Source organism: Pseudomonas sp. PSB11 (assembly GCF_014596605.1).
Classification (GTDB): domain Bacteria; phylum Pseudomonadota; class Gammaproteobacteria; order Pseudomonadales; family Pseudomonadaceae; genus Aquipseudomonas; species Aquipseudomonas umsongensis.
Map to the genome: position 1 here is coordinate 1 of NZ_NOIO01000003.1, position 12,231 is coordinate 12,231.

At 57.8% G+C, this 12,231-nt stretch carries 13 protein-coding genes and 1 rRNA gene; 10 read left to right on the plus strand and 4 right to left on the minus strand.

Translation table 11 applies throughout. The features are described from left to right. The 5 genes from rrf to CGA21_RS04980 form a co-directional block, all read left to right on the plus strand. Positions 1-102: ribosomal RNA gene (gene rrf / locus CGA21_RS04960) — 5S ribosomal RNA — on the plus strand; the annotation flags it as partial. A gap of 429 nt (positions 103-531) precedes the next feature. Further along, positions 532-2,136: a tetratricopeptide repeat-containing response regulator gene (locus tag CGA21_RS04965; RefSeq protein ID WP_188263690.1), complete on the plus strand. Its 1,605-nt coding sequence runs from the start codon at positions 532-534 to the stop codon at positions 2,134-2,136. Beyond that, positions 2,133-2,825, plus strand: a complete 693-nt coding sequence (locus CGA21_RS04970) for a sensor histidine kinase (RefSeq protein ID WP_110754249.1) — start codon at positions 2,133-2,135, stop codon at positions 2,823-2,825. The genes CGA21_RS04965 and CGA21_RS04970 overlap by 4 nt, the downstream gene beginning before the upstream one ends. Before the next feature lie 209 nt (positions 2,826-3,034). Beyond that, positions 3,035-4,276 (plus strand): glutamine synthetase family protein, encoded by a 1,242-nt coding sequence (locus tag CGA21_RS04975; protein WP_188263819.1) that lies wholly within the window; start codon positions 3,035-3,037, stop codon positions 4,274-4,276. Between the two features lie 61 nt (positions 4,277-4,337). Continuing rightward, complete coding sequence (locus CGA21_RS04980; RefSeq protein ID WP_110754245.1) at positions 4,338-5,702, plus strand: MFS transporter; 1,365 nt, start codon at positions 4,338-4,340, stop codon at positions 5,700-5,702. 65 nt (positions 5,703-5,767) lie between these two features. Here CGA21_RS04980 and CGA21_RS04985 read toward each other — a convergent pair whose 3' ends face one another. From CGA21_RS04985 to flgA, 4 genes are all read right to left on the minus strand, one after another. After that, entirely contained in the window at positions 5,768-6,514 is a 747-nt protein-coding gene (locus CGA21_RS04985) for a flagellar brake protein (RefSeq protein WP_033040709.1), read from the minus strand. A 91-nt stretch (positions 6,515-6,605) separates the two neighbouring features. Next, entirely contained in the window at positions 6,606-7,073 is a 468-nt protein-coding gene (locus CGA21_RS04990) for a flagella synthesis protein FlgN (protein ID WP_110754241.1), read from the minus strand. Between the two features lie 48 nt (positions 7,074-7,121). Continuing rightward, positions 7,122-7,448 carry a flagellar biosynthesis anti-sigma factor FlgM gene (gene flgM / locus CGA21_RS04995; protein WP_110754239.1) on the minus strand — a complete coding sequence of 109 codons (327 nt, stop codon included), beginning with the start codon at positions 7,446-7,448 and terminating at the stop codon, positions 7,122-7,124. Between the two features lie 166 nt (positions 7,449-7,614). Next, complete coding sequence (gene flgA / locus CGA21_RS05000; RefSeq protein ID WP_188263691.1) at positions 7,615-8,376, minus strand: flagellar basal body P-ring formation chaperone FlgA; 762 nt, start codon at positions 8,374-8,376, stop codon at positions 7,615-7,617. Positions 8,377-8,457: 81 nt separating this feature from the next. Here flgA and CGA21_RS05005 point away from each other — a divergent pair, with 81 nt between their 5' ends. From CGA21_RS05005 to flgD, 5 genes are all read left to right on the plus strand, one after another. Further along, a complete protein-coding gene (locus CGA21_RS05005) occupies positions 8,458-9,390 on the plus strand; it encodes a chemotaxis protein CheV (protein WP_020801355.1) in 933 nt (310 codons plus the stop codon). Between the two features lie 46 nt (positions 9,391-9,436). Then, positions 9,437-10,264 carry a protein-glutamate O-methyltransferase CheR gene (cheR, locus tag CGA21_RS05010; protein ID WP_033040711.1) on the plus strand — a complete coding sequence of 276 codons (828 nt, stop codon included), beginning with the start codon at positions 9,437-9,439 and terminating at the stop codon, positions 10,262-10,264. A 352-nt stretch (positions 10,265-10,616) separates the two neighbouring features. Next, entirely contained in the window at positions 10,617-11,024 is a 408-nt protein-coding gene (flgB, locus tag CGA21_RS05015) for a flagellar basal body rod protein FlgB (protein WP_020800602.1), read from the plus strand. Between the two features lie 3 nt (positions 11,025-11,027). After that, positions 11,028-11,471, plus strand: a complete 444-nt coding sequence (gene flgC / locus CGA21_RS05020; protein ID WP_020800603.1) for a flagellar basal body rod protein FlgC — start codon at positions 11,028-11,030, stop codon at positions 11,469-11,471. Between the two features lie 15 nt (positions 11,472-11,486). Next, positions 11,487-12,209 carry a flagellar hook assembly protein FlgD gene (gene flgD, locus CGA21_RS05025; protein WP_110754235.1) on the plus strand — a complete coding sequence of 241 codons (723 nt, stop codon included), beginning with the start codon at positions 11,487-11,489 and terminating at the stop codon, positions 12,207-12,209. The last annotated feature ends 22 nt before the right edge of the window (positions 12,210-12,231 follow it).

Below are 12,231 nucleotides of genomic sequence, written 5' to 3' on the forward strand. Positions count from 1 at the left end.
AGCGTTGGAACCACCTGATCCCATCCCGAACTCAGAAGTGAAACGATGCATCGCCGATGGTAGTGTGGGGTTTCCCCATGTGAGAGTAGGTCATCGTCAAGATTAAATTCCAAAACCCCTATCTGCGCATGCAGGTAGGGGTTTTGTCTTTGTGGCCATCGCTAACCCCCCCCTGTAGGAGCGAGCATGCTCGCGAAGAACCGGAGAGCGCCACGGAATATGAGGCCCCAGCCTTATCGTTAACGCCCACCGTCGAAACGCCACCCGGAGCATGTTCGCTCCTACCACCATGAAGCAAACCGCTCAATTCCACTCCCCTCGCTTCAAGAGAATGCGACTGCCGGCCGATAACCCTTAGGTCGCAGCGAGCTTTATATCTCGCCGCGTCAACAGTCATCACGGTTTCGAGAAAAACCCCTTGATGACTAATGGCTAACCGCTATCATCTGCGCGCCGTAAAGGGCAGTGAAGCTGATCTTGTTCGTGTATTCGCCTCTCGGTTCTTCTTCTTAAATTGCCTGGAAATCTTCGATGCTGTCGTATCACCAAAAGAGTTTTCTGATCGTCGATGATTTCTCGGATTTCCGCAGTTCGGTCAGGTCGATGCTGCGGGAGTTGGGTGTCAAGGATGTGGACACAGCCGACACTGGCGAACAGGCGCTGAAGATGTGTTCGCAGAAATCCTACGATTTCATCCTCCAGGATTTCCACCTGGGCGATGGCAAGAAGAACGGTCAGCAGGTGCTCGAAGACTTGATGATCGACAAGCTGATCAGTCATGAAAGTGTATTCGTGATGGTCACCGCTGAAACCAGCCAGGCCATGGTGCTCAGCGCCCTGGAGCACGAGCCTGATGCTTACCTGACCAAACCCTTCAACCGTTCCGGTCTGGCTCAACGCCTGGAGCGACTGGTGCAGCGCAAGACGTTGCTCAAGCCAATACTGCAGGCCCTCGACCGTGGAAAGCCGGTGGAAGTGCTCAATGCCTGCATAGCCTTGTGCAAACAGGACATCCGCTATTCGCCGTTGTGCTTGCGCTACCGTGCTGACGCCCTGCGTGACCTCAATCAGAACGAGGTGCTGGAGCGACTCTACGACGGCATCATCGCCGACCGACCCTTGCCATGGGCATTTGCCGGACTGGGCAAGTTGCTGTTCAAGCGGGGCCAGGTCACCCAGGCAAAAGCTGTCTACGAAAAAGCGCTGAAAGTGTTTCCGATGATGCCAGCGCTCTACGATGGCATGGCAGAGGTGCTGATTGCCGAAGGCGATACCAAGGCCGCTCAACGCGTTCTTGAAGAGGCGATTCGCTTGTCGCCACTGGCGGTGCGCAGACAAGCGCAATTGGGAAAATTGGCAATGGCCAATGAGGATTTTGACACGGCGTCCAAAGCCTACCGCCAGGCTGTTGCCCAAGGCGCCCAGTCACGCTTCAAGGATGCGGAAAGCAACCTCGGACTGGCTCATGCCTTGATCAGCAAGGGCAGTGAAAAGGGCCTTGATACCCGCACTCGCCTGGAAATCAACACGACCCTGAGTGCGGTGGCAAAGGAGAACCCGTCTGATCCCGGTCTGCAAATCAGGGCGCGATTGATGAAGGCGACCAGCCTGCTGCTCAACGACGCCGAAACGGCGGAAAAGCTGACTGAGCAAGCCATCATGCGGCTCGATGGCATGGAGCAGTTCATGAGTGCCGAAGCGGCGCTGTTGGTGGCCAAGCAATTACAGATGCTGGGCCAAGCCAATGCGGGCGCTTCGATGTTGAAAAACTGCGCAGAGATTTACGGCGACGATCCTGCGGTCATGAAGGGCATCGCCAAGTTGACTGATGATCCGAGCATCCTCAACTCCGGCAACGTTGCAGCCGATCTCAATCGGCAGGGCGTGCGCGTGTACAAGACCGGTGACTTGGTGCAGGCCCGAGGAATTTTTCGCAAAGCCCTGGCGCTGCAGCCCAAGAACATCAGCATCGCGCTGAACCTCGCACAGGCGTTGCTGCACGGCACCGATACCAATGTGCCCTCAGAGGAACTGGTGGAATGCCGGGCCTGCCTGAAAATGGTCGGCTTGATGCCGGACACCGATTCGCGTTTTGCGCGTTATCAAAAGCTCAAGAACAAGGCATTTGGCGAATGAACGAACACCAACAGGCACTGGATTTCTCGACGGTGATTGCGTCCACCGTCCATGACATGAAGAACTCGCTGGCCACACTGATGCAGGCTCACAGCCAATGCCTGGCGAGCTTGCCGGCGTCTGCCCGGCACTCTCCTTCGCTGGGTGCGATCGAGTTCGAGTTCGCGCACCTCAATGGCATGCTGGTGCAGTTGCTGGGCCTGTACAAACTGGGCGTCAACCAGATGCCCCTGCAGCCGGCCTACCACGAACTGGACGATTTCATCGAAGCGCAATTGGCGTGTCATCAAGACGTGTTCGCCAGCCGCGGTATTGCCGCCACGTTTGAAGTCGATCCCTTGAGTCCCCTGGGGTTTTTTGACCGAGAGCTGATCGCTTCGGTACTGGCCAATAGCATCAACAACGCGATCCGTTATGCCCGTCACGCAGTGTTGATCAGCGCCAGCGACGAAGCCGGGCAGTTGGTCTTGACCATCAACGACGATGGTGAAGGCTATCCTGCGCAAATGATCGAACACCAGGCCGAGTATGTGCAGGGCATCAACCACAGCACCGGCAGCACCGGCCTGGGACTGTACTTCGCCGGTCGGATTGCAGCACTGCATCAACGTAACGGCGTAGGCGGGCGCACGGAAATCAGCAATGGCGGTCCTTTGGGTGGGGGCGTCTTCCGGCTCTATCTCCCTTGAAACCTCGGGGCCTACATATTTGAGAATCCTGCTTGATATTCTGAACACGCGGAGCCTATTTTGTACGAGTTGCCGCTCGCGGCTCGTGTAAAAACAAGGATTGCGTCATGACAACCGATGGCCTGGGTTCACTCGCGCAGCGATTGACGGGCATTGATGAGATCGAATGCGTCACACCGGATTTGAATGGCGTGCCCCGTGGCAAGGTGATGACTGCCGAGGGCTTCCTCGAAGGACGCCGCTTGCAGATGGCGCGGGGAGTGATGTTGCAATGCATCATGGGCGGATATCCGCCTGCACGCTTTTACGGTTGCGATGACGGCGACCTCGCGCTCGTCCCTGATCCGGCGCAGATCCACCGCTTGCCTTGGAGCCAGCAACCTCGGGCATTGGCCATCTGTGATGCGGATGAATTGACGGGCGAAAGCTCCAGTCTGTCGACCCGCGGCCAGCTCAAGGCTGTCATCGCGCGTTACGCGGCGGTGGGGCTGGCTCCAGTGGTGGCGACTGAACTTGAGTTTTTTGTCTTCGCTCCCAATACCGATTCGACCCAGCCCTTCCTGCCGCCGACGGGCTTGGACGGTCGGCGCGAGGAAGGTCACTCGGCGTTCAGTGTCAGCTCCAACAATGGCCTGCGGCCATTCTTCCGCGAGGTGTATGAGTGCATGGCTGCGCTGGGCTTGCCGCGCGATACCTTTATGCACGAGATGGGCATCAGTCAGTTCGAAATCAACTTGCTGCACGGCGATCCTTTGCTGCTGGCAGACCAGACATTCCTGTTCAAGCATTTACTCAAGGAAGTCGCGCTCAAGCACGGCCTGATCGTGGTTTGCATGGCCAAGCCATTGGCGCACACGCCAGGCAGTTCGATGCACATTCACCAGAGCATCATAGAGATCGGCACGGGGCGCAATGTCTTCAGTGACGAAACCGGTCAACCGACTGCTGCCTTTCGCCATTTCATAGGGGGGCAGCAAGCCGGCATGGCGGATTTTACCGCGCTGTTTGCACCCAACGTGAATTCGTATCAGCGCTTGTGCCATCCCTTTGCATCACCGAATAATGCCTGCTGGTCCCATGACAATCGGTCGGCTGGATTGCGCATCCCCGCCAGCTCGCCGGTCGCTCGTCGGGTCGAGAACCGATTGCCGGGGGCTGACGCTAACCCATACCTGGCGATCGCAGCGAGCCTGGCCTGCGGGTTGTACGGCATCGAGCATCGACTGGAGCCCGACGAACCGGTTCAGGGTGAGTTCCAGGTGCCGGATAAACTTTCATTGCCCTGTACCTTGCATGCAGCGCTTGAGCGTCTGAAACGTAGCCATTTGGCAATTGAACTGTTCGGCAAGGAATTCATCGAAGGCTACGTCGCTTCGAAGACCCTGGAATTGACCAGTTTCCTTGACGAAATTACTCCCTGGGAACGGCGTGTCCTGGCCGCCCAGGCCTGATGAAATGTCGACACCGGGCTATCGTTTGAATAGCCCGTCACCCACTGCAAGGAGTCGCTCGTTGCGCCTAATCTGGAAGTCCTTTCGAGCGCTTTATTTCGCGTCGCTGATGATGTTGATCGGCTCGGGCCTGCTGAGTACTTACCTGGCTTTGCGCCTGGCTGCCGATCATGTCGATAGCCTGTGGGTCGGTGCGTTGATGGCTGCCAACTATTTCGGCCTGGTGCTGGGCGGCAAGATCGGCCATCGGTTGATAGCCCGGGTCGGGCATATTCGGGCCTACTCGGCCTGTGCCGGGATAGTCGGCGCCGCGGTGCTGGGCCATGGCCTGGTAGACTGGTTGCCTGCGTGGTTGTTCCTGCGGGTGATCGTCGGTCTCGGCATGATGTGCCAGTACATGGTCATCGAGAGCTGGCTCAATGAGCAGGCCGATGCCAAGCAGCGCGGCCTGGTGTTCAGCGGATACATGATCGCCTCCTACCTGGGGTTGGTGCTGGGTCAGTTGATTCTGGTCATGCACCCGGGGCTGGGGTTGGAACTGCTGATGCTGGTAGCCCTATGTTTCACGCTTTGCCTGGTGCCGGTGGCCCTGACCCGACGGATTCACCCGGCGCCTTTGCATCCCGCACCGATGGAGCCGCGGTTCTTTATCAAGCGGGTGCCACAGTCATTGAGTACCGTCCTAGGCGCAGGCCTGATTGTCGGTTCGTTCTACGGTCTGGCACCGCTGTATGCCTCCCAGCAAGGGCTTTCCACGGAGCAGGTCGGCCTGTTCATGGGTAGCTGCATTTTTGCCGGGTTGCTGGTGCAGTGGCCGTTGGGATGGTTGTCCGATCGCTATGACCGGGCGCTGTTGATTCGCTGTTTTGCGTTCAGCCTGGCGTTGGCTGCCTTGCCGCTGGCGATCATGGAGCGGGTGCCGCTGGAAGTCCTGTTCGTTGCCGGTTTCCTCTGCTCGTTGGTCCAGTTCTGCCTGTATCCGTTGGCGGTGGCCTTTTCCAATGACCATGTCGAGGGCGATCGACGGGTATCGCTGACGGCGATGTTGCTGGTGACCTACGGCGTTGGCGCCAGCATCGGTCCACTGGTGGCGGGCGTGCTGATGAAGTTGTTCGGCAGCCAGATGCTCTATGCATTCTTCAGTTTCTTCGCGTTGGTGCTGGTGTGGCGAATTCGTCCGAAAGCGGTGACGAATTTGCATCAGGTGGACGATGCACCGCTGCATCACGTCGCCATGCCAGACAGTATGTCGAGTTCACCACTGGTGGCGGCCCTGGATCCTAGGGTGGACGAGCAGGTGGTGCAGGATCAGATGCAGAATCCACTTCCTGCCGATCCGAGTCCGGAAACCGAACCGGAAACCGATCCTCCCCCGCAAGAACCGGATTCTGGCAGGGAGCAGAGTTTTACCGAGGCCAGGCCCTGACATTCAGTCAAAAAAAAACGGGCAGTCACCGCAAGGGACTGCCCGTTTTTGCTTGAAGCGTTGCCTCAGAAGTCGTCTTTGTCGAAGCGCCGCGCTTCGCGTTGCAGCTGGTAGACGAACCGCTCGACCTGACGTTGCACCAGTCCGCTCATGTTGTGGAAACGAACGCCAGCGAAAGTGGTGGAGATCTTTTCTTCAAAGTGCAGGTAGCGCAGTTCAACCGGTGCCGTCATTTTGCCAAAAGGCAGATCGGCGTTGAAACGGTCGTAAACCTGACCCAGTTGCAGGCTGCCGGTGATATCGCCTTCGAAGCGCAACTTGCAGCCAGTGGCGGAGATGTCCAGCAGCTTGCCGCTAATCGACGCCTTGAGTTTTTCACCGTCCAGATTGACGTTGACCAATTGGGCCAATTTCAAGGCAGCACGGAATGCATTGCGGCGCTGGTGGTAGACAACTTCATCAGGCAGGGTGCCACGGTAGCAACGGCTGCCGTTGGATTCGTCGATGGTCAGCGGGCCATTGCTTTCCCACGCGATGCGCACGCCTTCATGAAAACCTTCGACTTTGAAGGGTTCGCCGGCCAGCAGGAAACGTTCGCCATCGCGGGGAATCATTTCGTCCAGGGCAATCATGTTGCGCTCACGATCAAGGTCCACCAGATAGCTCTGGAAGCGCTGGCTGCGCTCGTGGAACGTGATGATCAGCGGGTCATGGCTGTCTAGCAATTGGCGCAAATTGCCGGAGATTTCCAGGGGCGTTCTGAGCACCTTGGGTGGCTGCGGAGCATCTTCCGCGTTTAAGGCATTGGACACGGCTAATCAATCTCCAGACAAATGTTGACTACGGCAAGCAGCATTTTGCCATCATGTTTCGCGTCTTGATAGAGCGGGCTTATCGACAGGCTCAAGCCTGACTGAGCGGGCGTGGTTTCACTAATCGGGAGAATGATCCGCTGGCGTCATAGAGCGCGGGCTGGTCACCGCCGTTAAGGATTCTCAGCTGGGTGGCCGTGGCGGCCTGCTGTACAAGGATCGATTGTCCATTGTCGGCGTTGGCGGCGTGGCATTGAGCCAACAGGTCGGTCAGCGCATCACTTTGCACCAGCAGTTCTTGACCAATGCTCGATTGACTGGCCAGTTGCTCCAGACCGCTGCGGTTGGCTGGCAAGTTGAGGCTGGCAAGAATCTCACTGCGTCTGCGGCCATGCTGATCGAGTTCGATGACCAATGCCTGCTTGCGCGCCAGGATTTCTTCCAGCAACCGCATGTCGCGGCCGTGCAGGGCGAGGGATTCGGTGTGCAGTAATTCCAGCAAGCGTTGCGCTGGAGCAAGGTCGTCGGTGATCAGTTGCAGTAAATTAGTGTCGTGCATGGCTGGCCTTGGGGTTTAAGCGTCCAAAAGCCTGGCGCGGGCCTAGGCCTAGCGCTGGGCTTCGAAGTTGAGCAGTTTGCTGGCTACACGGTTGCTGTCGACTTTATAGCTGCCATCGGCGATAGCTGCTTTCAACTCAGCTACGCGGGATTTGTCGACGACAGGCTGATCACGCAGCGTATCGGAGATCTTTTGCAACTGTTGCGCCTCATTGCTCAGATGTACCGACTCCCCGCTCTGGACGGTACTGGCCTGTTCCGCCGCGGAGGCAGGCTCGGCAGGTTTGCCGGATTCGGCGGTTTCCCTGGCGGCGCTGGTACGTGTACTGCCCGTGACTGACGGGGAGCTGTTCAATCGGCTGAAATCGATAACCATGTTAAAAACCTCTGGGAATTTGGACGCTTGCCATGTTTTCGGCCATTCCCTGAAAAACTTTAGGCTCATTGATCAAATGAGCTTGCGCGCGCCAGCGCTTGCCGTGCCTGGCACACAGTTTAGGGAACCGCCGAGGCCGGCGCCACTTCTTCACCCACAGTAAATCCTACATGGACACTTCCACCTGGCCTGGTGCGATCACCTGGGCCTTGATGACCCGTTTGGAATTGAGATTCTTGACTCGGATCTGTTCGCTCAGGCCGCCACTGGCCAATGCCTCGCCGGGCATTCGCACGCTGAGCGTACCACTGCGGGCGGTAATCACCACCTGGTCACCCTTGCGTATCACTTCCGCTTGTTCGATGTGCACCAGGCTGATGACCTGATCGTTGACCATTGGTCGGGTAAGTCGCTGTCCCACGGCCTGGTCCACGGCAGTCAGGTACCCCTGGTTAAGCAGGCTGATATCGCGCTCACGCAGCATGACGTCCTGCGACTCGATAACACCGGCCCGGCGCAGTGGCCGGGTGGTCGTGACGACCTCGCGAAACAGGCGTACTTGAGCGGGCACGAAGACTGTCCAGGGGGATGCTCCCTCACAGCGAACCTTGACCGTTACACGGCCCAGGGGCTTGGCCGGACTCTCCAACGTGGCTGTCAATTCCTTGTCGCACGTCGGCATGCGCAGGCGCGGATCGAGCGGGTTTACCTGGATTTCATAGCGACCCTGGGTTTGACTGGTCGCCAGATAGTCCTCTACGGTGAATTCAAGAAAGCCCTGGGTGACGCCGATAAGCATGTCAGGCAAGGTAACCGCGTCAGCAAGGGCAGGGCTGCCAGCGTTGAACAGGCAAACAGCCGACATCACCCCTAGCCATTGGCGGCAGCGGGTGGTCAGGCGTCGGAATAATGTCGGTTCTGAGTTCATGACAGATAAAAAGCAAGCGCCGTGCCGTTTAGTGAAGAAGGCGCGTCGCAACAACACTTAGCGTTGGCGTAGGAGTCAGGCATGGCTGGTGTAATGGATTCGGTAAACCAGCGCACGCAACTGGTGGGGCAGAATCGCCTTGAGTTGCTGTTGTTCCGTCTCGACGGCCAGCAGCTTTATGGGATCAACGTGTTCAAGGTGCGGGAGGTGCTGCAATGCCCCAAACTGACGCTGATGCCCAAGTCCAGTCCTGTCGTGTGTGGCGTGGCAAATATTCGGGGGGCGACCATTCCGATCCTTGATCTGGCAATGGCGACCGGTTCCGGTGGCTTGAAGGACAAGAACAACCCCTTCGTGATCATCACGGAGTACAACACCAAGACCCAGGGATTCCTGGTTCGCTCGGTGGAACGCATCGTCAACATGAACTGGGAGGAGATTCATCCACCACCCAAGGGCACGGGACGTGATCATTACCTGACGGCGGTGACCCGGGTCGACAACCAGTTGGTGGAAATCATCGACGTCGAAAAGGTGCTGGCGGAAGTGGCTCCAACCCCGGAAGCGATCTCCGCTGGCGTGGTGGATGTCGAGACCCAGCACAAGGCGCTCTCCTTGCGCGTGCTGACGGTCGATGACTCCTCGGTGGCGCGCAAGCAGGTCACCCGTTGCCTGCAAACGGTCGGTGTTGAAGTGGTGGCGTTGAACGACGGTCGGCAAGCGCTGGATTACCTGCGCAAACTGGTCGACGAGGGCAAGAGGCCGGAGGAGGAGTTCCTGATGATGATTTCCGACATCGAGATGCCGGAAATGGACGGATACACCCTCACGGCCGAGATCCGCAACGACCCTCGCATGCAAAAGCTTCATATCATCCTGCATACTTCGTTGTCGGGTGTATTCAATCAGGCGATGGTCAGGAAGGTCGGTGCCGATGACTTCCTCGCCAAATTCCGTCCTGATGACCTGGCATCCCGGGTAGTCGACCGGATCAAGGCAGCAGACATCAGCTAGGGGCGTTCGGCCCCCGGCAGTCAACACGATTTTAGAGGCGGCAGCATTGTCTACGGGTAATTTGGATTTCGAACAGTTCCGGGTGTTCCTGGAAAAAGCCTGTGGCATTTTGCTCGGTGAAAACAAGCAATATCTAGTCTCCAGCCGTCTCAACAAACTGATGGAGCAGCAAGGCATCAAGTCCCTGGGTGAGCTGGTCCAGCGCATTCAGACCCAGCCGCGCAGCGGGTTGCGCGAGATGGTGGTGGATGCGATGACGACCAACGAAACCCTGTGGTTTCGTGATACCTATCCGTTTGAAGTCTTGAAGAACAAGGTGCTGCCCGAAGCGATCAAGGCCAGCCCCGGCCAGCGTCTGCGGATCTGGTCGGCGGCCTGCTCGTCGGGTCAGGAACCGTATTCGCTGTCGATGTCCATCGATGAGTTCGAGCGGTTCAATGCCGGGCAGTTGAGGATGGGCGTACAGATCGTGGCGACCGACCTGTCGGGCACCATGCTGAACAACTGCAAGACCGGCGAGTACGACAGCCTGGCCATCGGTCGCGGCTTGTCTCCCGAGCGGCTGCAGCGTTATTTCGATCCCAAGGGACCGGGTCGCTGGGCCATCAAGGCACCGATCAAGAGCCGGGTCGAGTTTCGCTCGTTCAACCTGCTGGACAGCTACGCCGGCCTTGGCAAGTTCGACATCGTGTTCTGTCGCAATGTGCTGATCTACTTCTCCGCCGAAGTGAAGAAGGACATCCTTTTGCGCATTCACAGCACGTTGAAGCCGGGAGGTTATCTGTTCCTCGGTGCTTCCGAAGCGTTGAACGGATTGCCGGACCATTACCAGATGGTCCAATGCAGCCCGGGGATTATTTACCAGGCGAAGTGATGCAAGCGCGACAGGCATAAAAAATGGGAGCCCACAGGGGCTCCTTTTTTATGCCTGTCGCGCTTGCATCACGTAGGAGCTGCCGAAGGCTCGGGCCGCGTTCGGACGATCTTTTGGACTTGATCTTAAAAAACAAAATCAAAAGATCGCAGCCTGCGGCAGCTCCTACAGGGTATGTGTTGTCCACGGGAAGCGGCAGAAAAGCGGCATCCAGCGGAAACCGGTTGCCGCTTTTCTGTCGTTGCCGCATGGGTCGATGCCCGCAAAGCCCCGGTTTATGGGGTTTTGTGAATTGGCATGACGCTTGCTTTGACCATCGTACGAAAAACAGGTCAGCCGAAGGTTTCCCGCCATGAGCATCAGCTTCGATAAAGCGCTCGGTATTCACGAAAAGGCCTTGGGCTTCCGCGCTCAGCGTGCCGAAGTCCTGGCCAACAACATTGCCAACGCCGATACCCCCAACTACAAGGCTCGGGACCTGGAGTTCTCGAAAGTGCTCGAGGCGCAGAACGACAAGGCCAAAAATGGCACCTTCGCCTTGAACATGACCAACAGCCGTCACATCGAAGCCCAGGGCCTGGGCAATGGCGACGAGTCGCTGATGTACCGCACGCCGATGCAACCGTCGATCGACCAGAACACCGTGGACGCCCAGCTGGAACAGTCGAACTACGCAGAAAACTCGGTCAACTTCCAGGCCAGCTTCACCCTGCTCAACAGCAAATTCAAAGGGCTGGTGTCAGCCCTGCGCGGAGAATAAGTCATGTCTCTCTCCAGTGTTTTCAACATTGCCGGTAGCGGCATGAGTGCCCAGACCACGCGCTTGAACACCGTGGCTTCGAACATCGCCAACGCCGAGACCGTCTCGTCGAGCATCGACCAGACCTACCGTGCGCGTCACCCGGTGTTCGCCACCATGTTCCAGGGTGCTCAAGGTGCTGGCAGCGACTCTCTGTTCCAGAACCAGGACGCGGCCGGTCAGGGCGTGCAGGTACTGGGCGTGGTCGAGGACCAGAGCAACCTTGAGGCACGCTACGAGCCGAACCATCCGGCCGCCGATGCCAAGGGCTACGTCTACTACCCGAACGTTAACGTGGTAGAAGAAATGGCCGACATGATTTCCGCAAGCCGCTCGTTCCAGACCAACGCCGAAATGATGAACACCGCCAAAACCATGATGCAGAAGGTACTGACCCTCGGTCAGTGATAAGGGGCGACTCAGATGAGTGTTACCGATACCACCAGTGCTCCGAGTCTCAACGACATCCTGGCCAACTCGTCGATCAAGACCAATACCAATTCAGATAGCCTGGCATCGGCGGCCGGCAGTGCCACGGGTAAAAAGGCCCTGGGCAAGGACGCGTTCCTGCAATTGCTGGTGACCCAGCTGAAAAACCAGAACCCGTTGGAACCCCAGGATAACGGCGAATTCGTGGCACAGCTGGCGCAGTTCAGCAGCCTGGAAGGCATCACCACGCTCAACGATACCGTGTCCGGCATCGCCGGAAACTACAACTCGTCCCAGGCGTTGCAGGCTTCTTCACTGGTCGGGCGTTCAGTCATCGCGCCGGGCGACAAGGCCGTGGTCGATACCACGAAGGGCCTGACCGGTTCGGTTGTTCTACCGCAGTCGGTGGCTGAAGTGGCGGTGAAAATCACCGACAAGGATGGCAAGACTGTCCGCACCATCACCCTGGACGATCAGAAAGCCGGCACCAGCAGCTTCACCTGGGACGGCAAGGACGATGCCGGCCAAGTCGTCGATTCGGGTACTTACACCTTTGTGGCAAACACCACCATCGATGACAAGGCTGTTGCGCTGGTCACCAATCTGCCGGCAACGGTCAACAGCGTGACCATCAGCCAGACCGGCGGTGAGTTGATGCTCAACCTGGCCGGGCTTGGCAGTGTCGCCCTGTCCAAAGTGCAAACCATTGGTATATAGAGCCGACTAATGCGGCATAAAG